This is a genomic window from Rhizobium herbae (genome assembly GCF_017873135.1).
GTDB classification, from domain to species: Bacteria; Pseudomonadota; Alphaproteobacteria; order Rhizobiales; family Rhizobiaceae; genus Pararhizobium; species Pararhizobium herbae.
The window spans coordinates 1-26,770 of record NZ_JAGGJV010000009.1; the positions used below are offsets into that span (position 1 = coordinate 1).

Here is a 26,770-nt window from a genome sequence, read left to right on the forward strand (position 1 = left end):
CCGCCTTTCACGCAGCCCCGGGGATTTCGCGCGCGTTTCGCCAAACCGTCCGGGCACCGGCCCCGCCTCGCCGGCAACGCAAACCGGTGTATCCTCGGCGGAACGAAGTCATGATGGCACGGAACCAAAGGGCGGGGATTTGCGGGGATGAATTTTTTTGGTGTGGCGCATGCGCTGGTGATGCTTGGGAGTGGATCCTCGGGTCAGGCCCGAGGATGACGGAGGAAAGGGGCGGATGACGGAGGGAATGAACGCGGATGACGGAGGGGATGGACGCGCGGTTTCAAACAAGGCACTTCGCATTCCTCGGTATCCGACGACTTGGCCAAACCCCAAAGGTCGTCATCCCCGGGCTTGACCCGAGGATCCATCCCCAAACATCATGCGGCAAGAATTTTGGCCCCGCACGACCGGATCGCGGGCGCCTTGCCTGCCACCTGCGATTGGACCTGCGATTTGACATTGACGTCTATGCCACTCGATCTTCCTGTTCATTGGAATGTCTCGGAACCCGTTCTCATTGCAAACACGTTTTCAAGTTTTATCTGGAAAGTCCTGTTGCCAAACGGGGCTCCTGCAATCGTCAAGGCGTTGAAACCCATAGACGACATTGCTGATGAACTTCGCGGGGCCGACTATCTGGCATGGCGCAACGGCAGGGGCGCAGTTCGCCTGCTCGGCCGCGAAAACAATCAGATGCTGCTCGAATATGCAGGGGAGCGCATACTCTCTCACGTCGTTGCCGAACAGGGCGACGGTCACGCGACCGAAATTGCCGCGGAGCTCATGGCTGAGCTGTATGCAGCATCAGATGAACCTCTGCCTTCCGCTCTTCTCCCGATCCGGGACCGCTTCGAGGCTTTGTTTCAGCGGGCGCGTGATGATCGAAATGCGGGCCGCCAAACGGACTATGTCGACGCGGCGATCCTTGCCGATCGGCTGATAAGCGATGCCACCAGACTGCGCGGGTTACATGGCGATCTGCATCATGAAAACATCATGCTCTCCGATCGCGGCTGGCTGGTGATCGATCCCGTCGGCCTCATCGGCGACGTAGGCTTTGGTGCTGCCAACATGTTCTACGACCCGGCTGACAGAGACGATCTTTGTCTCGACCCTCGACGCATCGCGCAGATGACGGATGTCTTCTCCCGGACTCTGGACATCGACCCGCGCCGGCTGCTTGACCAAGCGTTCTGCTACGGTTGTCTTTCCGCAGCCTGGAACGTGGAGGGAGACGACGAACAACGCGACCTCGCTATCGCGGCGGCAATCAGGCGGGTACGACAAACGTCATACTAGCAACGTCTCGTAACGAGGCCTCCGCGTCCTATTTGATTGCAACCCGGTCCGGACGGTCCATAATATGGCACCTCTCCGGCCGGGGAGGTCTTTCATGGAAGGACGACGGGCATGCCTGGAAGCTTCGATGAGATCCGCGATCAGCAGCGCGCCACGTGGGATCGTTTTTCCACCGGCTGGCAGAAATGGGACGAGCTGGTTCTCGGCTGGCTGGCTCCGTTTGGTGATGCAATGCTGCGGCGCGCGAATTTGCGTGAACACTCGCACGTCCTTGACGTTGCTGCCGGAACCGGCGAACCTGGCCTGACCGCGGCGGCTATGGTGCCGCGCGGGCGGGTGACCGTAACCGATCTCTCCGAGCGCATGCTGGCGGTCGCCGCCGAGAATGCAGCCCGCCGTGGCCTGTCGAATTTCGAAACCAAGGCATGCGACGCCGGAGCCTTACCCTTCCCCGACGCGCACTTCGACGGCGTTTTGTGCCGCTTCGGCTTCATGTTCTTTCCCGACATCACACTTGCCGCTCGCGAATTTGCACGGGTGGCGAAACCCGGCACACGGATCTGCGCGGCAGTCTGGAGCGGGCCGGACAAAAACCCGTGGGCAACGACGATCATGTCGACGATTGCTCGTCATGTGGAGATGCCCGCGCCGCCGCCCGGATCGCCGGGGCTCTTTCGGTGCGCCCCGGCTGGATTGATGCGTGCCGCCTTCGAAGAAGCCGGCCTGGCAGAGATCAGCGAGGAGGAGGTTTCATCCGTCATGACCCACCAATCGCCCGAAAGGTACTGGGACTTCATGACGGACATCGCAGCACCCGTGGTCGCGGGGCTTGCGAAAGCCGATATGGCGACGCAAGCGCAAATCCGCGCCGAGGTCCTGGCATTGGCGCGACAGTCCATGCAGGACGGCCAGGTACGGCTTCGTTCGACCGCGACCGTCATTGTCGGCACGCGGTAGAAACGTTCGCGAGAGGGGAGATCGGCGCGCTCCACGCCAACAGCGGATACTCGCACCTCGTCATCGGGAGCGGCAGCGACGCCGATGGCGCTACCATGGGCCAGGAGCAGCTCTCATATCAAGTCCTTCGTCATCGCCAACAAAGGCACTTGCCGCGTACGGTCTTCGGGCGTAAATGAACAGCAGTCGCGAAAAGCGACCGCTTCCCTTGATCCGCCCAGTAGCGGAGTAAACAGGTGGACGAATTGTCGTCCAGGCGGTCAAGCACACGCCACCCATGCGCTTTCAAGCATGGCTCGGCCAGCGTTCCCAAAAAGTACCGCCTGACAGCGTCGGGCCCAATCGCAGCCATCGGCGCCCAACGGCGCTGCATGCGCGCGTTCATCGGAACACGTCATGAACAAACCACTCATCGTCATCTTCACTGCCATTGTCCTTGATGCCGTCGGCATCGGCCTCATTTTTCCTATCCTGCCTTCGCTGCTGGAGGACGTGACCCACGCTGAAAACGTCGCGCCCTATATCGGCGTCATGACAGCTCTCTACGCGGTCATGCAGTTCGTTTTCGCACCGGTACTCGGTTCGCTGAGCGACCGGCTCGGCCGCCGGCCGGTGCTCCTGATCTCGCTCGCCGGAGCGGCCGTCAACTACCTGTTCCTGGCCTTTGCGCCCAGTCTCTGGATGCTGGTGATCGGGCGGGCCATCGCCGGCCTGACGAGTGCCAACACTTCCGTCGCAGCCGCCTATATCACCGACATTTCCCCCGAGGACACGCGCGCGCGCCGCTTTGGCCTGTTCAACGCCATGTTCGGCATCGGCTTCATCATCGGTCCCGTCCTCGGCGGCGTCCTCGGCGACCATTGGCTGCAGCTGCCCTTCATCGCGGCGGCGGCGCTCAATGGCTTCAACCTCCTCCTGGCGTTCTTCATCCTGCCGGAGTCACGCATCCCCAGCCGGGAGAAAATCGATCTGGCTTCGCTCAACCCTTTGCGGCCGCTGCGCTGGGTGTTCTCGATGAAGAGCCTGCTGCCCATCATCGTCATCTTTTTCGTCTTCAGCGCCACCGGCGAGGCCTACGGCGTCTGCTGGGCCTTGTGGGGGAGCGACACGTTTCAGTGGAACGGTCTTTGGATCGGCCTTTCGCTGGGCAGTTTTGGCGTCTGCCAGACCCTCGCCCAGGCGTTCCTGCCCGGCCCCGCGGTCAAGCTGCTCGGCGAGCGAGCAGCGATCCTGACCGGCGTTGCCAGCGCCTGTATGGCACTGATCGGCATGGCGTTTGCCACTGAGAGCTGGATGATCTTCGCGATCATGCCGATTTTCGCGCTTGCCGGCATCGGCGTGCCGGCCCTGCAGTCGCTGGCGACCCGGCAGGTGGATGAGAGCCAGCAGGGGCAGTTCCAGGGTGTGCTCGCGTCGGCGGTCAGCCTCGCCTCGATCGCCGCTCCCCTCGCATTCTCCAGCTTCTATTTCGTCGTCAGGTCAGAGTGGCCCGGAGCGATCTGGCTGTCGGTGGTCGTCGTCTACGCGATCAGCGTGCCCCTCGTGCTCGGCTTGCGCTTTGAGAGGCCGGCAGTGGCCCTAACAATGTAGAGCGTCAAATCAAGCAGGCCGAAAGTTGCACACGATGCGGCGGAATAGCGTCGTGAATGTTGGGGACCTCGTCACCGTCTGGGGCCTTGTCACTGTATGGGGTTTCGCTTATAGCGCACCTCGGGAGGATCGGGAGCCAGGCAATTTGAGGTTTGAGATGCCCACTCATGACGATAACATCCCCGCGAACATCGAACATTCTCGTTTCGAGATAAGCCGGCGCCAACTTCTCGGCTCCGCGGCCACGGGTGCTGTGGCCCTCAGCCTTTCCGCGCTGCCGAGCTGGGCGGTTCCTTCCGAAAAGACGGTCGATGTGCTGCTTGTCGGAGGCGGCATCATGAGCGCGACGCTTGGTGTTCTGCTCACCGAACTGGAACCCTCCTGGACCATCGAGATGATCGAGCGGCTGGACGATGTCGCGATGGAGAGCTCCAACGGCTGGAACAATGCCGGTACCGGTCACTCTGCCCTGGCCGAACTCAACTACACGCCGCAGGACGAGAACGGCACCGTCCACATCACCAAGGCGGTCGAGATCAACGAATCCTTCCAGATCACGCGGCAGTTCCTCAGCCATCAGCTCGACAGGGGCGTTCTCAAGGATCCGCGCTCGTTCATCAATTCCACGCCGCATATGAGCTTTGTCTGGGGAGACGCGAATACGCAGTTCCTGCAGAAGCGCTACGAAGCGCTGAAGGCGAGCGCGCTGTTCTCCGGCATGCAGTTCTCCACCGATCACGACGAGATCGCCAAATGGGTTCCGCTGATGATGGAAGGGCGCGATCGTTCGCAAAAGCTCGCAGCCACCTGGTCGCCGCTGGGAACCGACGTCAATTTCGGCGAGATCACCCGCCAGTATGTCGCGCATCTGAAGAGCCAGTCGACATTCACGCTGACCACCTCCAGCGAGGTGCGCGATATCCAGCGCAATGAGGACGGCACCTGGCGCGTCAGCTATGTCGATACCAAGGACGGCTCCGACAAGGGCGCGATCAACGCGAAATTCCTGTTCCTCGGCGCCGGTGGCGGCGCCCTGCCCCTGCTGCAGATGTCGGGCATTCCCGAAGGCGACGACTACGGCGGCTTCCCTGTCGGCGGCTCGTTCCTCGTCTGCGACAATCCCGATATTGTCAGCCAGCATCTGGCAAAGGCCTATGGTCAGGCCTCGACCGGTGCGCCGCCAATGTCCGTGCCGCATCTCGATACGCGCATGCTCGACGGCAAGCGCGTCGTTCTGTTCGGACCGTTCGCCACCTTCTCCACGAAGTTCCTCAAGGACGGTTCCTACTTCGACCTTCCGGCCTCGGTGACGCTGGACAACATCTGGCCGATGATCCGCGTCGGGCTGGACGAGTTCGATCTGGTCGAATATCTGGCCGGGCAATTGCTGATGTCGGACGAGGACCGTCTGGCAGCGCTGCAGGAATATTTCCCGCATGCCAAAGCCGAGGACTGGCGTTTGTGGCAGGCCGGCCAGCGCGTGCAGATCATCAAGCGCGACGAAGAAAAGGGCGGCGTCCTGAAGCTCGGAACCGAAATCGTCGCAGCGCAGGATGGCAGCGTCGCAGCCCTGCTCGGCGCTTCGCCGGGCGCATCCACCGCGGCCCCCATCATGCTCGATGTGCTGCAGAAGGTGTTTTCCGACCGGCTCGCCACGCCCGAATGGCAGGCAAAGATCCGCGCGATCGTGCCGAGCTACGGCACCAAGCTCAACGAGGACCCGCAGGCACTGGCGCAGGAATGGGCCAGGACGGCCGACCGGCTGCAACTGGCCATCGCCCCGCCGGCCATCGATACCTCCGCGCTGGGCAAACCGGGCACCGCCACCCCGACCGGCGATGTTCGCCGTGTTCCGGACATGGCGCTTTAGCGCCCGGTCCGGTTCATTCCAAGTTTCGTCAGACGCTCCGGTTTGCCTCGCCAGCATGGCAAACCGGCGGCGGGACGGGAGGGGTGCGGCACGACATTGCGGGGATGAATTTGAGGGGGGCAAGGCCAGCGCGCCCTGCAAATGGAACCAAACCCGGTTCCGGACGTTTGAGTATGCTGGAGTGCCATCATGATCAACGCACCGTGCAAATAGGCACGATGGAGATGGTCAGGGTACTTCGAGGAGACGTCCATGGATACCACCACACTTCTCATCATCGTTCTTATCGTTCTCGTACTCGGCGGCGGCTGGTTCGGGCGCGGGCGCTGGTATTAAGCCACACTCTGCGGCAAGATACGGCGCCGCTTTTGCGTTTTAGCCGGCAATTCAGAGGGTGCCGTCGCCTGCCGGCATGGTGAATTCTGCGATCGGCAAGAATGGCTGAACTCGTCGTTTCTTCCGCCGTTGGAAACGACGTGCTGACGGCGGAGACGACAACGATATGCTTTTTCAGGCGCCGCGTGTGACTGCATCCGGGGCTCTCAGCCCAAATAACCTAGCCGGGTTACCTGCTAGCCGAGTTACCTGAAAACCACTTCGAGGTTTTGCCGGTCTTGCGCGATGATCTGGCAATTGGTTTCGAATCCTTCCCCCTTGATAGACAGAACGAATTCGGGCGGAATGCCGGCGGAACTGGAAACGGAAAGGCCGGCGCTATCGATGCCGAGAGATTTGACCGTGCAGTCAATGGTCGAGCGCCGATCATTGAACAGGATGGAACCCGCCTTCAGCACCCGCCGCCTCGAACCCATCGTATGTTCAGCCTGGACGGTGCTCCACGAAACGCAACGGTTCCGGCCCCTGTTCTTGGCCTGGTACATGGCAGCATCCGCCTGGGCCAGCAGGGTCTCTATGTCCTTGCTGACGATCGACAGTCCCGCTATGCCCAGGCTGGCCGTGACGCTCAGCGTGCCGTAGTCGCCACAAACTGGCTGCGACGAGATTGCGCTTCTCACTTTTTCAGCGACGGCGACAGCGCCTTCCCGGTCGACATGCGGAAGGATGATGGCGAACTCCTCGCCCCCGAGACGGCCGAACAGATCCCCCGCCCTCAGCGCCGCCTTGCAGGTCGCCGCCACCGATTTCAGAACTTCGTCTCCCGCGGCATGCCCGTAGGTGTCATTGACCTGTTTGAAGTGATCGATGTCGAGGACGATGCAGGACAGATCATGCTGATGGCGCAGGGCCAGGGAGATGAACAGATCGGCCTCCTGTTTGAAGGCACGCCGCGTCAAGGCCTCAGTCAAGCTGTCGGTTGCTGCCGACTGCAACAACTCGATCCGGTCCATCGCGGCGCCCGCCAGTTCCTCGAGAATGGCGAGTTCCCTGTTGCCGAACGATCTCGGGCTGCGGTCGATCGCGCATACCGTTCCAATTATATGCCCCTCTTTCGTTTTCAGCGGTACGCCTGCATAAAACCGGATATGGGTCTCCCCCGTCACGGCCGGATGGTACGAAAAACGTTGGTCTTTCGTGGCATCAGTCACGACAATCGGTTCTTCACGATCGACGACATGGCGGCAGAACGTGTCTTCGCGCGACACCTCGTCGGATGAAAGGCCCGAGCAAGCCTTGTACCACTGGCGATGTGCGTCGATCAGGGACACCAGCCCGATATCGACCGCAAAGACAGCCTTGATCAATCGCACAATCCGATCGAAGCCTTCGTCCCGTGGAGTGTCGAGGAGGTCGAGGCGTTCCAGCGCAGCCAGGCGATCAGTCTCCCGCTGCAACGCCTCCATGGAGGACTTTCCGAATATCCTTGCGACTGCCATTTCCTGCATTCCCTTCAAGGACCGGAATCAAGATGCGGTCAATAAATTAACGAAGAATTGAGCGGTGACGCAACCCCATGGCCAAATGACGCAAAGTTTCACTTCAGCTTGCGTCAACCGCAATCCGCCACCTTGAACACACCCATGCCTTACGGCCTGCGCCATGATTCTCATAAAACCCCGGCAAGGCCTCAACCGCGCGTCATCCATCGAGCGCCGGCAGCAACGGCGACGGCCAGAAGCGGCCAGATCGCCCAGAATGTTCCATTCCAGGCCAAAAGATTGATGGCGACAGTGGCGAGCCCGACGACACCGAGGGCGGCAAGGCGCCGGTCGATGCGGGTCTGCGTCCGAACCCAGGCCATGACGACCAGAAAGGCAAGGCCGAGAAGCGGCCAGGCTGCCCAGAAAACGCCGCGCCAGGACAAAAGGTTGACGGCAACCAGGGCAGCGACGGCCAGGGAAAGCAGACCAAACTTCCTGCCGGCACTTATGTTCAGTTTTCCTGCGTCCGGTTCTCTTGCACCCGCTTCTCTTGCACCCGCTTCTCTTGCGCCCGGTTGCGGGCCGAACTTTGCCGGGGCGGCATCCTGATGATGCACGACTGTTACCGGTGGCGGTGCCTCGCCCGTGGCGTCGCCGATGCGCACGGCATAGCTCGGCACGGCATCCGCGACATTCTTGATCTGGAGCGGTCCGAGAAAATCGAAGCCGACAGCCACCTTGTTGCGGACCTGATCATAGACCGTATTCGATATGACGATCCCGCCGGCCGCCGCCGAGGCCTGTAGCCGCGCAGCGATATTGACGCCGTCGCCATAGATGTCGTCGCCTTCGACAATCACATCGCCGAGATTGATGCCGATGCGAAACAGCATGCGGCCATCCGCCGGCCGCACCGCATTGAGGCCGGCCAGCTCGTTTTGAACGTCCACGGCGGCACGCACCGCCTCGACGACACTCGGGAATTCGGCGATCACCCCGTCGCCCCAGGTGTTGATCACGCGCCCGCCATGCGACCCGATCAGGCGCGACATCGCATCCCGATACCGCTTCAGCAGTGCCAGCGTGCCTTCCTCGTCCGCGCCCATCAGGCGCGTATAGTCCTGAACATCGGCGGAGAAGATGGTCGTCAGCTTGCGTCGCGTCTCGCTCATGATGTCTCCTGTCTTCAGGCGAGGAAACTAACCCGATTGCGTCCGCATGAATACCCAGGATCGCCCCGAATGGGAAACGGAACGGCCGCGAACACTCCGTGCGCGCGGCCGTTATGTCCTGTGCCCTTCAGCGGAGTTTTCACCCCTCGTTATGGTTCTCGTGGAACCCGGCGCTGCCCTTGCGCCAGTAGCCGGCAGCCTTGATCCAGGCGCGGTTGTGGCCGCGTTCGTCGACCAGATGCTTGCGCAGCAGCTTGACCGTGTCGTTTTCGCCGGCGATCCAGACGTAGCCGTCGCCTTCCGGCAGGGTCAGCGCCTTGACGGCGTCGAGCAAGGGGGCGGGATCGCTGGCGCGGCTCAGCGGGCGGTGGACCCAGCGGGTTTCGAGTATGGATTGGGTTTCGAAGGTCTGTTCTTCTTCGGCGCTCGCAACGGTGGCGATGACGATGACCGGTACGTCCGCGCGCAACTCCTCGAGCCTGCGGCCGATGGCGGGAAGTGCCGTTTCGTCGCCGATCAGCAGATACCAGTCGAAATCGTCGGTGACGACGAAGGAACCGCGCGGGCCTGCGACGCCGAGCGTGGTGCCCGGTCCGGCGGCCGACGCCCACTCCGTCGCGGGACCGGCTTCGTGGATGGCGAAATCGACCACCAGTTCACCGCCCGCGGCATCATGGCGGCGCGGGGTAAAATCGCGCATGGGGGAGGCAACGGTGCCCTCGGGGAGAGTTGGCGCATCCGGACCTGCGGGCCAGACAGGGGTATCCTGCCCGGCCAGAGGCAGGCAAAGCTTGACGTGATCGTCATAGCCGGCGCTGACGAAGCCGGCGAGATCGTCGCCGGTCAAGGTAACGCGCACCATCTGCGGGGTCAGGCGCTCGGCCGTCTTCACGGTCAGAAGACGGCGGCGCAGTTCGTGGCGGACGCGCGCGACGGCGTGTCTTTCGGTCATGGGAAGTCCTTCAATTTGGGTGCGGCTAACCGCGATTGATCTCTTCGACAGCGCGGCGCAGGATATCCGCCAGCCGTGTCGCCTCCTGCGGCGAACAGCCCCGCTTGTGGAAGAGCGAGGCCTTGATGGCCTGGCGGGCGATTTCCAGCGCGTGGTGGCCATGGGCTTCCGGGTCCTCGCCCGACGGCGGTCCCCGCCCCTCAATGACATCGCGCACGGCATCCATCTTTGAGCCGATGCGGCCGAGCCCTTCGATAATGCGATCGGCCCCTGCCCGGTCAGCTTCGAGCGCGGCGCGGCCAGCGTCCGTCATGCTGAACAGCTTCTTGTTGCCGTCCGCTTCGGCCGTCGCATGACCGATTTCGTCGAGATAGGTCAAAGCCGGATAGATCATGCCGGGGCTCGGCACGTAGAAGCCGCCGGACAGTTCCTCGATGGTGCGGATCAACTCGTAGCCATGGGCCGGCTGGCGGGCGAGCAGCGCCAGGATCAGCAATTGCAGATCGCCGGAAGAGAGCTTGCGGCCGGCGCGAAAACCGCCCGGTGAGGCAAAGCCGCCTTCGAAACGTCCTGGACCGTGGCGTCCGTGAGCATGACGCTCCCGGCAGGAGCCGTCGTGACTCGGATGAGCGTGATTGGGGTGCCCATGATGTCCGCCGTGACGTCCGCGCATACTATTTCCCTTCGTAAGATGTAACACTAGACATATCTTACGATATGTTTTTCGATGAAACAAGCTGGGTCGCGGCGATTTTTCGACTGGCCTTTTTCGGCGGATGGGCGTTGACTGGGAGGGAGGGTGCGGAGGCGCCCGAAGCGGGGAGACATTCAAAGGGAGGAAAAGAGCATGCAGAAGATCACGCCGTTTCTCTGGTTCGACGACCGCCTCGACGAGGCGCTGGAATTCTACACATCGATTTTCAGGAATGCGAAGGTGACCTATCACAAGCGCGGCCCGGACGGAAAAACCTTTACCGCCGCCTTTGAGCTGGAAGGCCAGGAATTCATGGGCCTGAATGGCGGTCCGCACTATCATTTCACGCCCGCCATCTCCTTCTTCGTCAAATGCGCCGACCAGGCGGAGGTCGACCACTACTGGGACAGCCTGCTGGAAGGCGGACATGCGCAGCAATGCGGCTGGCTGACCGACCGCTTCGGCGTCTCCTGGCAGATCATCCCCGATGCGTTGATGCGACTGCTCAACGATCCCGATGCGGCCAGGGCGGGACGAACCATGGACGCGATGATGCGCATGGTGAAGCTGGACGTGGCCGCGCTGGAAAAGGCGGCGGCCGGGGGCTGACCCGCCCCTACCCTTCGAGGTCATCCTTGAGGCGCGCGAGCAGACTGACCGCCTGTGCGGCATAGGCGCCGATCCAGCGGTCGTGGATATCCTTGATCGGCAGCGGGTTGAGATAGTTCCAGCGCTCGCGGCCCTCGCGCCTGACGATCACCAGATCCGCCTCTTCCAAAACCTTCAGGTGCTGCATCACCGTGCAGCGGTCGAGCGCTGGAAACCGCGCGCACAATTCTCCCGTCGTCTGCGGCTGGTCCTTCAGCATATCGAGCATCATGCGTCGGCTGGAGGCAGCCAAGGCCTTGAAGATTCTATCGTTTTCATCATCGATTGACATGTTATTTTTTTATAACATAATGAGAGCCAGAACAAGCAGAAAACGGGAGGAAAACATCATGGAACTGAAATTCAGGGTCGCCGGCCGGATCGCCAAACCGGTCGCAGAGGTTTTCGAGGCGGTGGTCAACCCGGCGCAATTGTCACGCTATTTCACCACCGGCGGCGCCAAGGGCCGACTGGAGACCGGCGCCACCGTCACCTGGGATTTCCACGATTTTCCCGGCGCCTTTCCGGTCAAGGTGGTCGATGTGGTCAAGGACAAGAAGATCGTCTTCCAGTGGGCGGCAAACGAGGGCAGCCCGCAGCCGGTCGGCTACGACACGACGGTGACCATGACCTTCGAGGCCCTTGACGACGGGCGGACGCTGGTGGCGATCACCGAGGAAGGCTGGCCCGAAACGCCCGGCGGGCTCAAGGGATCCTACGGCAATTGCGAGGGCTGGACGGGCGCGCTCTGCGCCATGAAAGTCTGGCTGGAACACGGCCTCAACCTGCGCGAGGGGTTTTACAAGTAGGAAAAAGGCGCGGCGGGTCACTCCGCCGGAAACCGCCGCGCTTGCCACTGGCTTTTCGGCACCGACCCACCAACCGCGAAGCTGAAGGCGGTGATCCCGTCAGCGTCGGCATTGACGGTGCATTTGAAATCGACGTCGATCCATCCTCCGGCAGTCTTGTAGGCGGCGCCATTGGCCGTCATAACCTCGCCCGAGATCGGCGACCCATTGCGCGGATCGAAAAACAGCCCTTGCGGCACGGTATCCGGCCGGGCACGGCGGACCTGCTCCAGCGTCTCGATCATGCATATCTGCACAATCCGCCGTTCCTTCGGCAGCTTGCCAAGCGCCTGATGGATACGGGGATCCGAAAGCGTCTTGGCGGAATAGAGTTCGCTTGCCTTCTTCAACTCCGATGGCGGGCGCTGGGGTCTCGCTTCCGCGGTCAGAGCGTCAGCCGACGCAATCTCCTGGCTCACCGCCTTATTGTCCGTGGCGATGTCTTTCGGTCGCGTCTGTGGTGTCGGCACGTTTTCGATCAGCGCCTCACCTTCGTTGAACACATCAGTGGCATTCGCCGATTCCGGCAGATCGAGTTCGGGCGGCTTGGCGACAGTGGGCGTCTCCACCGGCTTGTCCTGCGGCTTGCCAAGATCCTGCTCGGTTTTCTGCGGCACGCTCTCAACCGGCGGGATGGAACGTTCGGCCCGGGGCTCGCTATCAGGCTTTTTCTCCGGCTCCGACGGACGATCACCGCCCGCTTCCTTGCCGCCTTCCTTTGCGGCAGACTCGAATGCCTGCGGCAGGGGTAGCGCAGCCTCCGCTTTCCGCTCTTCCAGCTTTTGCGCTTCGGAAGGCTTTGTCTCCGGTTTTTTCGCCGGCTGCTCTTCAGACTTCGCCGCAGGCTTTTTCTCGGCCTGTTCGACCGGCTTTTCGACGGGCTTTGCGTCTTCCGCCGGCTTTGGCTGCGGCTCGGGCTTTTCCTGCGGCTTGGTTTCTGGCTCCGGCTTCGCCACGGGTTCCTGTTTCTTTTCAGGTTCCGGCTTCTTCTCAGGCTCCGGCTTCTTCTCGGGTTCGGGCACCATCTCGACCTTGACCGTCTCCTCCTTCTCAGGCTGCGGCGGATCGAGCGGCAGGCGGAAAAGCAGCACGACGGCAAGCACGACATGCAGCACGAGCGACGCGACAAGCCCCGCGCCGAATGTTCCCCGCCATTTTTTCAGAGTCTGCTGCATGTGTCGGTGAATACGGCCGGATACTGACCGGAGCGTGACCGGCGGGAACGGGAAAAGACAAAATTCCGCCGGTGTGTTCGGCCGGCTCACGTCTCAGTAGCACGCGACTTGCCGCGTTCCTAGCGATCCGCGAACGCACGGCGCCGAACCACGCCCCTCGCTCAAGCCTCGCGGCCGGTGATCTCGAAGCGATCGGCATAGAAGGCCAGGTGACCCTTGATCGCGTCGACCGAAGCATAGGGCGCCTCGTAGGACCAGACGGCATTCACCAGCCGTTCGCCGCCGGCAGGCACGCTGAAATAGGAGCAATCGCCCTTGTAGGGGCAATAGGTGGCATGGTCGGTGCGCTCCAAACGCGCCATATCGACATCGGCGCGCGGGATGTACTGTACCGCCGGATAGCACGCCTCGCGCAAAGTGAGCGCATTGCAGCTGTCGGCGACGGTTTCTCCGCCGGCCGTCACCACAACGCGGCCCGGGTTCGGCGTGATGGTGATCGGATGATCGGAGCCTGGAATTTTCATCGGTTTTTCATGCATCCGGTTCTCCTCACGACAAAAGCTTCGTCAGCGTGGCCCTGCCGGGATCGCCACGACGCGCCCTAGCCCAGCGAGTTGATCAGCTCGCGATAGGCGGCTTCCGGAAATGCCTTCAACGTGCGGGTGCGCACATTGCCGCCCATTCCGAGAGAAAGGGCGAAACGCGCGGCAACCGCGTCGTCGGGCGCCTCGCAGACCGCCACCATGTCATGGTCGCCCATGGTCAGATAGAAGTCCTTGAACGAGCCACCCATATCCTTCAGCAGTTTCTTCGCCGCGTCGAGACGTTTCGGTGACTCGCGCACATTCTTGACGCCCTGCTCCGTCCAGTTGATCAGCAAGATATACATGGTCATAGCACACCTCCCCTGCGACGCCATCTCGCAAAGCATCGCCTCATCTCCGCATCCGGGAGGGATTTTACGCCTGATGCGCACGACCGCAAACAGTGAAAACGGAAGCAACCCGACCGCCCCCGGATGCCAGCGATCGCTATATCTCTGCGGATTCAAGTTGGTCCTCTTCACGAACCTGCAGAATGCGGTCGATGAGCCCCCATTCCACGGCTTCCTCTGCCGTCATGAAACGGTCGCGATCCATGGCGCGCTCGAACTCGTCAAAGCTGCGACCGCAATGCTCGGCATAGAGCCGCGTCATACGGTGCTTGGTCCGCTTCATTTCCTCGGCATGGATGAGCATGTCCGATGCCTGTCCCTGGAAGCCTCCCAGGGGTTGATGGATATGGATGCTGGCATTGGGCAAGGCGGTCCGCTCACCTGACTGGCCCGCCATCAACAGGAACGATCCCATCGAACGGGCCGTTCCCATGCACAGCGTATGCACCGGCGCACGGATGAAGCGCATAGTGTCATACATGGCCAGGCCGCTTGTCACGACACCGCCGGGAGAATTGATATAAAGGCTGATCGGCTTTTTGGAATTTTCCGCTTCCAGAAACAGAAGTTGCGCGCAAACCAGAGACGCGACGGCGTCGTTCACCTCGCCGTTGAGGAAGATGATCCTCTCTCGCAAAAGGCGGGAGTAGATGTCGAAAGACCGCTCGCCCCTGCTTGATTGCTCTATCACCATGGGGACGAGTTGCATCGCTTCGCGCATCGGCGAATTCCTTCTTTCCAGAATTTTTGGGGAGAAGCGAGCCGTCAGGCGGCGCGCATCAGGCAGAACCGGTTGGTGTTGGCAGCCCTTCGGGGAGGCCGCTCCAGTCGCGCATCCGCCAGCTCATGGATGATTCTAAGCCTGGTGCCACCAACGGCATTGGGCCTGAGCTGAAACGCCACGATGCTTTCGAGGAAGGGCGGCTCGTCGTCCCGCATTCTGTAGCGAATTTCCTCGCCGGGCGTCGAGGAGACCGGCTCGGCATCGGCCAGTTGCCGTTTCGGCAGCCATTTCTCGCGAAACGCCGGGATGCTGATCGCTCGCCAGACTTTTTCAGGTGATGCCTCGAGTTCGTATTCGAGCACTATGTCCTTCGCCTGCTCCTCAACCTCGATACCGTTCATTGGTCCATATCCCTCAGCAAGACTTTCAAAGCGTCGATGCGTGCGGGCCAGTAGGCGCGATACTTCGCCAGCCATCCGGCTATCAGCGCCAAGCCATCTGGATCGACCTCGTAGTTTACGAAACGGCCCTGCCGTTCTTCCCGCACGAGTTTTGCATTGCGCAGAACCGAAAGATGTTGGGACATGGCCGGCTGGCTGATCTCAATGCCCTGCCGCAAGGCACTGGCGTTCATGCTGCCGGATGCCAGTTTCTCGAAGATCGCACAGCGGGTCGGATCGGCCAGAGCCTTGAAGATATCGTTCTCAATCATGCCGACACATAAGCACACACTTATGCGATTCGCAAGCTCAATGATTCACGATCAGTCGGGAAGGGTCATGCGGGCTCGCCGTCGTGAAACTCCAGGTTTCGCGACAAATCAAAGCGGCTGAAAGAAATGGAGAGTATTCCACATTGCAGCGAGCGGCCGCATCCGGGCCGCTCGTGGTAGTCAAATCTGCTTTTGCCGGATCAGCTGTCGAGGAAGCTTCTCAGCTTGCGGCTCCGGCTCGGGTGCTTGAGCTTGCGCAGCGCCTTGGCTTCGATCTGGCGGATACGTTCGCGGGTGACCGAGAACTGCTGGCCGACTTCCTCAAGCGTATGATCGGTGTTCATGCCGATGCCGAAGCGCATGCGCAGGACGCGTTCCTCGCGCGGGGTGAGCGATGCCAGAACCCGGGTCGTCGTTTCGCGCAGGTTCGCCTGGATGGCGGCGTCGATCGGCAGCAGCGCGTTCTTGTCCTCGATGAAGTCGCCGAGATGCGAATCCTCTTCGTCACCCACCGGGGTTTCGAGCGAGATCGGCTCCTTGGCGATCTTCAGGACCTTGCGGACCTTTTCGAGCGGCATGGCGAGCTTTTCTGCCAGTTCTTCAGGCGTCGGCTCGCGGCCGATCTCGTGCAGCATCTGCCGCGATGTGCGGACGATCTTGTTGATCGTCTCGATCATGTGCACCGGAATGCGGATGGTGCGGGCCTGGTCGGCGATCGAACGGGTGATCGCCTGCCGGATCCACCAGGTCGCATAGGTGGAGAACTTGTAGCCGCGGCGGTACTCGAACTTGTCGACCGCCTTCATCAGGCCGATATTGCCTTCCTGGATGAGATCGAGGAACTGCAGGCCGCGGTTGGTGTATTTCTTGGCGATCGAGATGACGAGGCGAAGGTTGGCTTCGACCATTTCCTTCTTGGCGATGCGGGCTTCGCGCTCGCCCTTCTGCACCATCGACACGATGCGGCGGAATTCGAAGATCGAGATACCGGTTTCCGTGGCGAGATTCTGGATCTCGCCGCGAATGTTGCGGATCATCGTGCCTTCGTTCTTGGCGAATTCCTTCCAGCCCTTGGCGGCCAGATTGGCGATCGACTTCATCCAGTTCGGATCGAGTTCGGCGCCGGAATACTGCTCCAGGAAACTATCACGCTTGACGCCGTAGGATTCGGCCAGACGCAGCAGGCGGCCCTCGTTCTGCATCAGACGCTTGGAGATATCGTAAAGCTGCTCGACGAGGCTGTCGACGCGGTTCTGGTTGAGCGACAGCGACTTCACAGCCGTGATCAGCTCGTCCTTCAGCTCCTTGTAGCGGCGCTCCTGGGCCGGCGACAGCGTGCCGGTCGCCTGCAGGCGGGCTTCGACCTGCTGGTCCTGCAGCTTGCGCAGCTTCTTGTAGGTCTCGGCGATGATGTCGAGCGTTTCCATGACCTGCGGACGCAGTTCCGCTTCCATGGCGGCGAGCGAGAGGTTCGATTCGTCGTCGTCCTCTTCCTCTTCCTCCATCGGCTGGCCTTCGCCGCCGACATTGGTCACGTCGTCGTCGCCGGCACGCGGCTTGCGGTTCTTTTCCTTTTCCTCGGCCGCCTTGCGGTCGGCTTCGATCTTTTCCGGGCTTTGGAACTGCGGTGCCGCCTTGGCTTCCGGACCGGAATAGGTGGTTTCGAGATCGATGATCTCGCGCAGCAACGTGTTGCCTTCGTTGAGTTCGTCGCGCCAGATGATGATGGCCTGGAACGTCAACGGGCTCTCACAGAGGCCCGCGATCATCGTTTCGCGGCCGGCCTCGATGCGCTTGGCAATGGCGATTTCGCCCTCGCGCGACAGGAGCTCCACCGAGCCCATTTCGCGCAGGTACATGCGCACCGGATCGTCGGTGCGGTCGGTCGGTTCTTTCTTCTTGGCAGTGGCAAGGGCTGTGCCGCTCGACGGCGCCAGTTCGCCGCCTTCGCTCTCGCCGTCGGAATCGCTGTCTTCTTCCTCGGCAGCGGCGGGGCCTTCGTCGGCTTCCTCGTCCTCGACGACGTTGATGCCCATGTCGGACAGCATCGCCATCGTGTCCTCGATCTGCTCGGAGGTCACCTCTTCGGAAGGCAGGACGGAGTTCAGCTCGTCCATGGTCACGTAGCCGCGCTTCTTGGCGGCCTTGATCATCTTCTTGACCGCGTCATCCGAGAGATCGAGAAGCGGGCCGTCGGGTGCGCCTTCGCGTTCGGCTTCTGCTTCTTCGTTCTCTTTGACTTTGGTTGCCATTTATATCGTCGCTTTCCTGGACAGCATTCAACGTGTGAGCGGTGCAAACCCTTTCAGGGGCCAAACCCCCGGGAGGGCGTGGGCGCGTCAACCGCTCCCACCGCGAATCATTACCCCTGACGTAAAGGGATGATATTTAATTCCTGATTAACCACGATAGTCACCGCGGTTCCACCGGCCGGCTGCGACAGCAGTGCCATCTGGACATCATTTTCATGATGGTCGTATCCGCCGTACCCATTTCACCTTCTGTGTTAGAAATGGTGATTCCCACAATTTTCGGTCCCGTCAAGCATTTCCGGCGAAAAACCGTTCAAATCGGCAAAAAAGGCTGAATCAAGCTGTGTGCTTCAGGGATTCAGTTCCATGCCCGGAATGTAGGAACTGTTCATCAAAAGACAAGGGCCCGCGGAATCTGCGCGCGGACAAGAAGACTGCCCAAGGCCACGACCTTGGAGATGCATGGTCTCAAGCACCAGCCGACTTACCAGTCCATCACCACCTTGCCGGAATTGCCCGAGCGCATCGCCTCGAAGCCATCGCGGAAATCGTCGATGCCGATGCGGTGGGTGATGATCGGCGACAGGTCGAGGCCGCCTTGGACGAAGGCGATCATCTTGTACCAGGTCTCGAACATCTCGCGGCCATAGATGCCCTTCAGGTTGAGCATCTTGAAGATCACCTTGTTCCAGTCGATCTCGAAACCGGTCGGCGCAATGCCGAGAATGGCGATCTTGCCGCCATTGTTCATCTTGTCGATCATGTCGCGGAAGGCAGGGGCAGCCCCCGACATTTCCAGCCCGACATCGAAACCCTCGGTCATGCCGATGCGCTTCATCACGTCCGACAGGTTTTCCTTCGAGGCATCGACGACATAATCGATGCCCATCTTTTCAGCCAATGCCAGCCGCACCGGATTGATGTCGGTGATGACGACCTTGCGGGCGCCGGAGCGTTTGGCAACCATCGCCCCCATGATGCCGATCGGCCCGGCGCCGGTCACCAGCACGTCCTCGCCGACGACATCGAAGGATAGAGCGGTGTGCACGGCATTGCCGAAGGGATCGAAGATCGCGGCGACCTCGTCCGGCACCTCGTCGGGTATGGCGACGACATTGTATTCCGGAATGCAGACATATTCGCCGAAGGAGCCGGGCCGATGCACGCCGACGCCGAGCGTGTTGCGGCAGAGGTGTCCCCTGCCCGCCCGGCAGTTGCGGCACTTGCCGCAGACGATGTGCCCCTCGCCCGAGACGCGCTCGCCGACATGATACCTGGTGACGGCCGAACCGATCTCAGCAATCACACCGACGAACTCGTGGCCGACCACCATCGGCACCGGAATGGTCTTCTGCGCCCACTGGTCCCAGTTCCAGATATGCACGTCGGTGCCGCAGATGGCGGATTTCTTCACCTTGATCAGCACGTCGTTGGGGCCGGGTTCCGGCACTGGCACGTTTTCCATCCAGAGACCGACTTCCGGTTTGGATTTGACGAGGGCTTTCATCATGTTGGTCATGGGTGGTTCCTCAGAATATTTTTGTCATCGGCGGCGAATGTCTTCCACCCTCCCCTTGAGGGGGAGGGTCGGCGCGCAGCGACGGGGTGGGATGATCTGCGGCATATGCAATTGACCTTGGTGTTCGCGGTGGTCACCCCCACCCGCAGCTTCGCTGCGACCTCCCCCCACAAGGGGGAGGCAGGGGCATCAAATCACCCCCAGTTCCTTGCCGACCTCCTCGAACACCGCGATCGCCCGCCGAACGTCCGCCTCGCTGTGGGCGGCCGACATCTGGGTGCGGATGCGTGCCTGGCCCTTGGGGACGACCGGGAAGGCGAAGCCGACGACGTAGACCCCTTTTTCCAGCATTTTTGCCGCAAAGGCCTGGGCAAGCGACGCATCGCCGAGCATCACCGGGATGATCGGGTGTCCCTCGCCGGCCAGCGTGAAGCCGAGCTTGCTCATTTCAGTGCGGAACAGGATGGCGTTGGCTTCCAGCCGCGCGCGCAGGGCATCGCCATTGTCGATCAGGTCGAACACCTTCAGCGAGGCGGCCGCGATGACGGGAGCCAGCGTGTTGGAAAACAGGTAGGGACGCGAGCGCTGGCGCAGCCAGTCGACCACTTCCGCCTTTGCCGACGTATAGCCGCCGGAGGCGCCGCCGAGCGCCTTGCCGAGCGTGCCGGTGATGATGTCCACCCGGCCCTCGACGCCGCAATATTCGGCCGAACCACGGCCATGCTTGCCGACGAAACCGACGGCGTGGCTGTCATCGACCATGACCATGGCACCGTATTTTTCGGCGAGATCGCAGACGCCTTGCAGATTGGCGATGATGCCGTCCATGGAAAAGACGCCGTCGGTGGCGATCAGCTTGAAGCGCGAACCTTCGGCCTTTTTCAGTTCCTCTTCGAGAGCGGCCATGTCGTTGTTGGCGTAGCGGAAGCGCTTTGCCTTGGAGAGGCGCACGCCGTCGATGATCGAGGCGTGGTTGAGCGCATCGGAGATGATCGCGTCTTCTTCGTTCAGGAGCGTCTCGAACAGCCCGCCATTGGCGTCGAAGCAGGAGGAATAGAGGATCGTGTCCTCCAGACCGAGGAAGGACGAGATGCGGGCTTCCAGCTGCTTGTGCTCTTCCTGCGTGCCGCAGATGAAGCGGACGGAGGCCATGCCGTAGCCGTAGCGGTCGAGCGCCTGTTTGCCGGCCTCGGCGAGTTCCGCGTTGTTGGCAAGGCCGAGATAGTTGTTGGCGCAGAAATTCAGCACCCTGGCACCGGACGCGACCTCGATCTCGCCGGCCTGCTTGGAGACGATCACGCGCTCGGTCTTGTAGAGCCCGGCGGACTTCAGGCCTTCGAGTTCGGAGGACAGATGTTTGATGAAGGCTGACGTCATGAAGGCCGCTTTCCAAGCTGATATCGGGTTGCGATGGAGACCTATCATATTCCTGCGCTGAAGAAAGCAGAAGACAGCGGCGGGCGGCGGCGTTGACGCGACAGGACGATCGGCCGGCCTTGTCCGGATGCGACGAAGGGTGTTTCAAAACAGCACGCGGCCTTCACATTGACGCTGCGAAGAGGCCGAGACAACAAAAACTAATTGACTGAGTCCAGTATTTCGGTGTCGATGGGCACATATATCCATGCGACGAGGGCACCATGAGCATCTTCGACAGATTTTCCCTGAAAGGCCGGGTGGCGCTGGTGACCGGCGGCGCGCGGGGGCTCGGACTGGAGATCGCCCGGGCGCTGGCCGAGGCCGGAGCGCATGTCGTCGTCAGCGGACGCACGGTGGCGACGCTTGAGGACGCCGTCGGCAAGATCGCAGCTGCGGGCGGCAGCGCGGAAGCCGCGGCCTTCGACATCGCGGACCGGCAGGCGCAGCGCGCCACGCTTGCCGGCATCGAGCAACGGCACGGCCGGCTCGACATCCTCGTCAACAATGTCGGCGCCCGCGACCGACGGCCACTGGCCGAATTCGACGACGACGCCGTTCTCGACCTCATCCGCACCGACCTGATCGCCGCCATCACCCTGTCGCGCGATGCCGCCGCGATCATGAAGCGCCGCGAACACGGGCGGCTGATTGCCATCACCTCGATCAACGGCCAGGTGGCGATGCCGGGCGACGGCATCTATCCCGCCGCCAAACAGGGCCTGACCGGGCTGATGCGCTCGATGGCGGTTGAATTCGGTCCCCATGGCATCACCAGCAACGCGATTGCACCCGGCTGGTTTGCCACCGAAACCAACGCGGCGATGGCGGCCAACGAGGAGCTGATGCCCTTCGTGCGCCAGCGCATCCCGGCACAGCGCTGGGGCCGGCCCGACGAGATCGCCGGTGCCGCGCTGTTTCTGGCAAGCGACGCAGCGTCGTTCGTCAACGGCCATGTGCTGACGGTGGACGGTGGCATGACGGTGCGGATGTAGGCGACATTCTCCCACTTCTCCCCATCGGGGAGAAGTGCCGAGTGAAACGAGGCGATGAGGGAGTGGTTCGGCAAATTCGGAGCCAGCCGCCCCCTCATCCGGCGCTTCTCCCCACTGGGGAGAAGAACGAGCAAGCCGCTCAGCTGCGGAACACGAGCCTACTCGAATGCCCTAATCACCTTCAGAAACGCATCTCCATAGCGTTCCAGCTTCGATTGTCCGATGCCGGAAATGCCCAAAAGCGCGTCGCGGGTCTGCGGCCGCTCCTTGGAAAGCGCAATCAGCGTCGTATCCGGGAAGATGACATAAGGGGGCACGCCCATCTCCTTGGCGAGGCCGGCGCGCAGCGCCCGCAACTGCTGGAACAGATCCTGGTCGCCACCCGACAATTCGGCTTTCGCAGCCGGCGAGCCGCCCTTCGAGTGACGCGCGGCCTTGCCCGTCGTCGGCCGGTCCTTGCGGAAGCGGACCTCGCGTTCGCGCTTGAAGACGGCGCGGGCGTCTGGCTCCAGCTTCAGCGCGCCAAAGGCCTCGTGATCGACACTAACCAGACCGGCGGCGAGAAGCTGGCGATAGACCGACTGCCAGGTTTTCGAGGGGATATCCTTGCCGGCGCCGAAGACCGGCATGTCGGCATGACCGAAACGGGTGGTCTTTTCGTTCTCGTTGCCAAGCAGCACGTCGATCAGGTGGCCGGTGCCGAAACGTTCGCCGGTGCGGTAGATGGCGGCCAGCGCCTTGATGGCGGCGTCGGTTCCATCCCAGGTTTCGACCGGATTGACGCAGGTATCGCAATTGCCGCACTTGCCGGCATGCGCCTCGCCGAAATGGGCAAGGATCGATTGCCGCCGGCAGCCGGGCGTCTCGCAGATGGCAAGCAGCGCGTTGAGCTTGGCGCGCTCGACCCGCTTGATATCGTCGCCCGAGGTGCCGCCATCGATCATCCGGCCGCGCTGGATGACATCGGCCATGCCATAGGCCATCCAGACATCGGACGGCAGGCCGTCGCGCCCCGCACGGCCGGTTTCCTGGTAATAGGCCTCGACCGAGCCCGGCAGGTCGAGATGGGCGACGTAACGCACGTTCGGCTTGTCGATGCCCATGCCGAAGGCAACGGTGGCGACCAGGCAGAGGTCTTCTTCCTTCAGGAACGCATCCTGATTGGCATCGCGCACCGAGCGGTCCATGCCTGCGTGATAGGCAAGCGCGCGAATACCCTGCCCGTTCAGCCATTCGGCGGTGTCCTCGACCTTGGCGCGCGACAGGCAATAGACGATGCCGCTCGAGCCCTTGTGGCGCGACAGGAAGCGCAACAGCTGCTGGCGCGGCTGGTCGCGCTCGACGATCTCATAGGCGATGTTGGGACGATCGAACGAGGTGGTGAAGACTTCGGCGGAACGCAAGGACAGCTTGTCGATAATGTCTTCGCGGGTATGCGGATCGGCCGTCGCCGTCAGCGCCATGCGCGGCACGCCCGGATAATGCTCGGCAAGCTGGCCCAGTTCGCGGTATTCCGGGCGAAAATCATGGCCCCACTGGGAGACGCAATGGGCCTCGTCGATGGCAAACAGCGAAATCTTCGCATTGCCGATCATCTCCTTGAAGGCCGGCGTGACGATGCGCTCCGGCGTTACGTAGAGAAGATCGAGATCGCCGTTTGCGATCGCCCGGCGGACATCGAGGAATTCTTCGCGCGTCAGCGACGAATTGAGTGCCGCCGCCCTGACGCCAAGCTGCTTCAGCGCCTCGACCTGATCGCGCATCAGCGCAATCAGCGGCGAGACGACGATGCCGACGCCATCGCGGCAAAGCGCGGGGATCTGGAAGCAGAGCGACTTGCCGGCACCGGTCGGAAACAGCACGACGGCATCGCCGCCCGACACAACCCGTTCAACCACGGCGGCCTGCTTGCCGCGAAAGGCCGGATAGCCGTAGACGGTTTTCAGGATGTCGAGGGGATTTTTGCGGCCAGACGCGGCGTCGAACGGCCGTTCGGTCATCCGGGGCATCGCATCGGGTCTTTGCAGCTGGGACATGAAATCTTTCTCTTGCAGCCCGTCACTCTCGCATGATTCCGCACTGGATATCGATACGGAAAGACAGTGTCACGTGCCATCAAGCGAGAGCGGATGATCGGCATTCAGCCTCATTCGCGCCAGTGATCGGCAACCCATGGAGAGGGAAGTATGAATTGCCGCAAATAGCGAAAGGGCCATCGCTTTCCCCTCTTCTTTGCATCGAACACGCCAAGAATATGGTCGCGGCGTGAGCCGATGCGGCCTCTATAGCCATATTGCCCGTCGATGGCGTGCTGCGGCAAGATATCACGCGGGAACAGCACCACGCGGGCGTTGGGCAACAGGCGTGGCGGCAGGACATAATTGAGAGGAAATGGGCGCCGGCAATCCTGCCTGAAATGCAGCACCCAGCGACGCGGAAAAAACTTTGCGCCTCCCGGTGCGTTACGCGTCACGAAACGCTGTTCGAAACGATACTCGTCTGCAACCTTCTGCGGGTTAGCGCGAAATTTTTCCTGCAATGGCAACAATGTCCCCACCGAGAACCGGAACACTGAACTCTGCCCGAGCCGTTCGAAGGGCGTGGTCTGATTTCGCGCCATGAACAGGTCGTCGGCTTTGCCGCATTCGAAAAACCCATCGAGCGAACCGACGATAACCAGGTCGAGATCCAGAAACAGGACAGGACCGGTCAGACTGCCAAGTTTGGGACCCCACAGCCGGGCCTTCGGCCAGATGCCTTTCGTGTTGACCGGCATATTCTCAACGTCAAGCGGCGGCAGGTCCTCGCAGAGGATTTCAGGACGCAGATCGGCACGGTTGTCCGTAAAGCATGTGAACGTGAATGGCGGCGTGATATTGCGAGCGACCATCGCATACAGTCTGTTGATGAAGGGGGGACCGTATTTGGTGCCCCAGTTGATGCAAATCACCTGCTTTACGCCGCCGCTCGCATCCAGAACGCTTGTCGCCATGTCCAACAATCCTTTTTTGCAGATTGTCTTAAAGGCCTTGTCGGCGCGATTATCAAGCTTGGACTTCGCTTTTCAGCCCACAGGATTCATCGACATGCGTACATCCCGCACAGCTGGTCGGTGAGCAACGCGATACCGCGACCCCATCCATCATCACCGCCAAACTATCAAACGCTCGAGCGCCGGTAAAACGCCAGCGAACCGGCGAGCGCCAGAAGCGCGCCGCCGCAGATGCGGTCGAGCCACAGCGCGCCGGACTTTTTCAGCACCTTCACGGCCTGCGAGCCGAGCGTTGCGTAACCGAACATGACCAGAAAATCGATTGTCGCAAAGACAAGGGCGAGAACGGCATATTGCTGGACCTGCGGTTCCACCGGCACGATGAATTGCGGCAGGAAGGCCGAGAAGAACAGGTATCCCTTGGGGTTGGTGACGGCGACCAGGAAGCTTTTCAGGAAGATGGCGCGCGCCGATCCAGAACCGCTCTCCGCCGTGCCGTGCAGGGTCTCGCTCAACGTGCCTTTGGAGCGCAGCAGCATGATGCCGAGAAAGGCGAGATAACCGGCGCCGATCCATTTGACCACCGAGAACCAGAATTCGGACGCCGCCAGCAGCGCCCCGAGCCCCAAGGCGACAGCGCCGATCAGGACAAAATCGGACAGCACCGCGCCGACCATGCCGATGAGCGCGCGACGCACGCCGAAGCGCGAGCCGTTGGTCAGCGCCAGAAGCACGGTCGGACCGGGCGTGGCGATGCCGATGAACGAAACGAGTGCGAAAGCCAGCAAGGTGATTTCAGTCATGGTTCCCCTCCTCCGGACTTGCAAAACGGCGCCGCAGGTCCCGCGTTGAAAACCGACTTTTGCAATTCATCGCCCCCTCGGCAAGAGGCTAACGCGCCCTGCAGCCCTTCGAGTATCTCCGCCATGGTGAAAAGCGTGTCGCGGCGGAACCGCCCAATTTCGGGAACCGGGCACCCATCTTCAGCGGTTGACTAAAAATTGCTGCAGTGCACTAAGATGATGCCGACGCAACAGCACGAATGAACGGTGGTTTGATGCGGTACGTAAAAGAATTCGAAGCCCTGCGCGGGGTTCTGGCGATCTGGGTCGTGGTTGGGCACGTCGCGACCGCCTCTGTCCTGCACGGACGCCTGATCGAAGCAAAGCTCTACAATTTCTACGCCGTCACCGTGTTCATTCTCTTAAGCGGCTTTGCCATCGCCGCATTGATCGACAAGAAGCCGGAGGGCTATGGCCTCTATATCACGCGCCGGGCGTTCCGAATTTTCCCGGTCTACCTGTTTTACCTGGCGCTTTCCGTCCTCCTGGCCAATTTCGCCCTGGAAACCTGGCTGAATGCACCCTCCGGCGTGATGCAGGCGGCGAGAATAAAGATCGCGACCGATACGATCACCTATTGGCCCTGGCATCTCGCAGCACATCTGCCGGCGCTGCACGGTCTCGTGCCGCCAAGCCTGCTTCCGTCGACAGACTATGCATTTCTGGGACAGGCCTGGAGCATATCCCTGGAATGGCAATACTATCTGATAGCGCCGTTTTTCATTGCCGTGCTGACGACGAAGATGAATGCGATCCGTATCGGGCTGCTGCTTCTCGGCGCCCTTGCGGTTGCGTTTATCCTGCCGCGAATGCCGGAAAGCTTCATCGGCGGATGGCTTCTCGATTTTACCCTCGGGATCGCGACGTTCATCTTCATGAAATACCGGGACAGAGAAGCCCATCCGCTGCGATCGATACCGATCGTGAAAGTCTGGGCGCTTGTGATCGCGGGATTGCTGCTGCAGCGATCGGTCAGTGTCCTGCCGTATCTCATCTGGGCGACGGTCATCATGCTGGTGATCTGCGCCCGGGAAAAGGAAGGCGGGGCGGCGGCACTTTTCAGCAGGGTAGCGAATGCGCGGCCGCTGCAGTGGATCGGCAGCATGGCCTACTCGGTCTACCTTTCCCACATGATCGTCCTGATCCTGGTGCTGCGCGCGGTTCAGGCGCTGGGCATCGATGAACCCTGGCCGCAGTTCGCTGTTCTTGTCTGCGCAACCCTGGCCGGAACCCTGGTGATCTCGCGGCTCTCCTATGTTTTCATCGAGCTGCCGTTTCACCAATACGGCCGAAACATCGGGCAACGCGCCCAGACGATCCCCGCTCGGGCGAATGTTCCGCCCGGAGAATAGACAA

General features: G+C 61.5%; 25 protein-coding genes. 8 read left to right on the forward strand and 17 right to left on the reverse strand.

Annotation, left to right across the window (positions count from 1 at the left end; genetic code table 11):
- The first annotated feature begins 471 nt into the window (after window positions 1-471).
- The 4 genes from J2Z75_RS22190 (at window position 472) to mqo (ending at window position 5,719) form a co-directional block, all read left to right on the forward strand.
- Window positions 472-1,302, forward strand: a complete 831-nt coding sequence (locus J2Z75_RS22190) for an APH(6)-I family aminoglycoside O-phosphotransferase (protein ID WP_209855316.1) — start codon at window positions 472-474, stop codon at window positions 1,300-1,302.
- Window positions 1,303-1,413: 111 nt separating this feature from the next.
- Window positions 1,414-2,259 carry a class I SAM-dependent methyltransferase gene (locus tag J2Z75_RS22195; RefSeq protein ID WP_209854962.1) on the forward strand — a complete coding sequence of 282 codons (846 nt, stop codon included), beginning with the start codon at window positions 1,414-1,416 and terminating at the stop codon, window positions 2,257-2,259.
- A 396-nt stretch (window positions 2,260-2,655) separates the two neighbouring features.
- Window positions 2,656-3,849: a TCR/Tet family MFS transporter gene (locus tag J2Z75_RS22200; protein WP_209854963.1), complete on the forward strand. Its 1,194-nt coding sequence runs from the start codon at window positions 2,656-2,658 to the stop codon at window positions 3,847-3,849.
- A gap of 157 nt (window positions 3,850-4,006) precedes the next feature.
- The gene (mqo, locus tag J2Z75_RS22205) at window positions 4,007-5,719 is read left to right on the forward strand and encodes a malate dehydrogenase (quinone) (RefSeq protein WP_209854964.1); all 1,713 of its coding nucleotides are present in this window, start codon (window positions 4,007-4,009) and stop codon (window positions 5,717-5,719) included.
- 581 nt (window positions 5,720-6,300) lie between these two features.
- On the opposite strand, the gene J2Z75_RS22210 is transcribed toward mqo, so the two are convergent.
- The 4 genes from J2Z75_RS22210 to J2Z75_RS22225 all read right to left on the reverse strand — a co-directional run bounded on the left by J2Z75_RS22210 (window position 6,301) and on the right by J2Z75_RS22225 (window position 10,336).
- Window positions 6,301-7,554, reverse strand: coding sequence for a sensor domain-containing diguanylate cyclase (locus J2Z75_RS22210; protein ID WP_209854965.1), 1,254 nt, complete (start codon window positions 7,552-7,554; stop codon window positions 6,301-6,303).
- Between the two features lie 191 nt (window positions 7,555-7,745).
- A complete protein-coding gene (locus J2Z75_RS22215; RefSeq protein ID WP_209854966.1) occupies window positions 7,746-8,711 on the reverse strand; it encodes an adenylate/guanylate cyclase domain-containing protein in 966 nt (321 codons plus the stop codon).
- 139 nt (window positions 8,712-8,850) lie between these two features.
- On the reverse strand, window positions 8,851-9,663 hold the full coding sequence (locus tag J2Z75_RS22220; RefSeq protein ID WP_209854967.1) for a siderophore-interacting protein: 813 nt from the start codon (window positions 9,661-9,663) through the stop codon (window positions 8,851-8,853).
- A 25-nt stretch (window positions 9,664-9,688) separates the two neighbouring features.
- Entirely contained in the window at window positions 9,689-10,336 is a 648-nt protein-coding gene (locus J2Z75_RS22225) for a PadR family transcriptional regulator (RefSeq protein WP_209854968.1), read from the reverse strand.
- A gap of 174 nt (window positions 10,337-10,510) precedes the next feature.
- Between J2Z75_RS22225 and J2Z75_RS22230 the strand changes: the two genes are divergently transcribed.
- The gene (locus J2Z75_RS22230; RefSeq protein WP_209854969.1) at window positions 10,511-10,966 is read left to right on the forward strand and encodes a VOC family protein; all 456 of its coding nucleotides are present in this window, start codon (window positions 10,511-10,513) and stop codon (window positions 10,964-10,966) included.
- A 7-nt stretch (window positions 10,967-10,973) separates the two neighbouring features.
- Here the strand turns inward: J2Z75_RS22230 and J2Z75_RS22235 are convergent, their stop codons facing one another.
- Window positions 10,974-11,297 (reverse strand): ArsR/SmtB family transcription factor, encoded by a 324-nt coding sequence (locus J2Z75_RS22235; protein WP_209854970.1) that lies wholly within the window; start codon window positions 11,295-11,297, stop codon window positions 10,974-10,976.
- A gap of 58 nt (window positions 11,298-11,355) precedes the next feature.
- On the opposite strand from J2Z75_RS22235, the gene J2Z75_RS22240 reads away from it, so the two are divergent.
- A complete protein-coding gene (locus tag J2Z75_RS22240; protein ID WP_209854971.1) occupies window positions 11,356-11,814 on the forward strand; it encodes an SRPBCC domain-containing protein in 459 nt (152 codons plus the stop codon).
- A 17-nt stretch (window positions 11,815-11,831) separates the two neighbouring features.
- Here J2Z75_RS22240 and J2Z75_RS22245 read toward each other — a convergent pair whose 3' ends face one another.
- From J2Z75_RS22245 to J2Z75_RS22285, 9 genes are all read right to left on the reverse strand, one after another.
- The gene (locus J2Z75_RS22245) at window positions 11,832-13,028 is read right to left on the reverse strand and encodes a DUF930 domain-containing protein (protein WP_209854972.1); all 1,197 of its coding nucleotides are present in this window, start codon (window positions 13,026-13,028) and stop codon (window positions 11,832-11,834) included.
- A gap of 161 nt (window positions 13,029-13,189) precedes the next feature.
- Window positions 13,190-13,567, reverse strand: a complete 378-nt coding sequence (locus tag J2Z75_RS22250; RefSeq protein WP_209854973.1) for a DUF427 domain-containing protein — start codon at window positions 13,565-13,567, stop codon at window positions 13,190-13,192.
- 62 nt (window positions 13,568-13,629) lie between these two features.
- Window positions 13,630-13,923, reverse strand: a complete 294-nt coding sequence (locus J2Z75_RS22255; protein WP_209854974.1) for a GYD domain-containing protein — start codon at window positions 13,921-13,923, stop codon at window positions 13,630-13,632.
- A 136-nt stretch (window positions 13,924-14,059) separates the two neighbouring features.
- Window positions 14,060-14,683: an ATP-dependent Clp protease proteolytic subunit gene (locus J2Z75_RS22260; RefSeq protein WP_209854975.1), complete on the reverse strand. Its 624-nt coding sequence runs from the start codon at window positions 14,681-14,683 to the stop codon at window positions 14,060-14,062.
- A 44-nt stretch (window positions 14,684-14,727) separates the two neighbouring features.
- Window positions 14,728-15,087: an SRPBCC family protein gene (locus J2Z75_RS22265; RefSeq protein ID WP_209854976.1), complete on the reverse strand. Its 360-nt coding sequence runs from the start codon at window positions 15,085-15,087 to the stop codon at window positions 14,728-14,730.
- Window positions 15,084-15,398: an ArsR/SmtB family transcription factor gene (locus J2Z75_RS22270; RefSeq protein WP_209854977.1), complete on the reverse strand. Its 315-nt coding sequence runs from the start codon at window positions 15,396-15,398 to the stop codon at window positions 15,084-15,086. Before J2Z75_RS22270 ends, J2Z75_RS22265 begins: the two co-directional genes overlap by 4 nt.
- Before the next feature lie 200 nt (window positions 15,399-15,598).
- On the reverse strand, window positions 15,599-17,650 hold the full coding sequence (gene rpoD, locus J2Z75_RS22275) for an RNA polymerase sigma factor RpoD (RefSeq protein ID WP_209854978.1): 2,052 nt from the start codon (window positions 17,648-17,650) through the stop codon (window positions 15,599-15,601).
- 484 nt (window positions 17,651-18,134) lie between these two features.
- Complete coding sequence (gene tdh / locus J2Z75_RS22280; RefSeq protein ID WP_209854979.1) at window positions 18,135-19,169, reverse strand: L-threonine 3-dehydrogenase; 1,035 nt, start codon at window positions 19,167-19,169, stop codon at window positions 18,135-18,137.
- 189 nt (window positions 19,170-19,358) lie between these two features.
- A complete protein-coding gene (locus tag J2Z75_RS22285) occupies window positions 19,359-20,546 on the reverse strand; it encodes a glycine C-acetyltransferase (protein ID WP_209854980.1) in 1,188 nt (395 codons plus the stop codon).
- Window positions 20,547-20,809: 263 nt separating this feature from the next.
- Here J2Z75_RS22285 and J2Z75_RS22290 point away from each other — a divergent pair, with 263 nt between their 5' ends.
- The gene (locus tag J2Z75_RS22290; protein ID WP_209854981.1) at window positions 20,810-21,580 is read left to right on the forward strand and encodes an SDR family oxidoreductase; all 771 of its coding nucleotides are present in this window, start codon (window positions 20,810-20,812) and stop codon (window positions 21,578-21,580) included.
- A 158-nt stretch (window positions 21,581-21,738) separates the two neighbouring features.
- Here J2Z75_RS22290 and recQ read toward each other — a convergent pair whose 3' ends face one another.
- From recQ to J2Z75_RS22305, 3 genes are all read right to left on the reverse strand, one after another.
- Complete coding sequence (gene recQ, locus J2Z75_RS22295) at window positions 21,739-23,589, reverse strand: DNA helicase RecQ (protein ID WP_209855318.1); 1,851 nt, start codon at window positions 23,587-23,589, stop codon at window positions 21,739-21,741.
- 137 nt (window positions 23,590-23,726) lie between these two features.
- A complete protein-coding gene (locus J2Z75_RS22300; protein ID WP_209854982.1) occupies window positions 23,727-24,572 on the reverse strand; it encodes a glycosyl transferase in 846 nt (281 codons plus the stop codon).
- Window positions 24,573-24,739: 167 nt separating this feature from the next.
- Entirely contained in the window at window positions 24,740-25,375 is a 636-nt protein-coding gene (locus tag J2Z75_RS22305; protein WP_209854983.1) for a LysE family translocator, read from the reverse strand.
- 254 nt (window positions 25,376-25,629) lie between these two features.
- Between J2Z75_RS22305 and J2Z75_RS22310 the strand changes: the two genes are divergently transcribed.
- Complete coding sequence (locus J2Z75_RS22310; RefSeq protein WP_209854984.1) at window positions 25,630-26,766, forward strand: acyltransferase family protein; 1,137 nt, start codon at window positions 25,630-25,632, stop codon at window positions 26,764-26,766.
- Window positions 26,767-26,770: the final 4 nt, after the last annotated feature.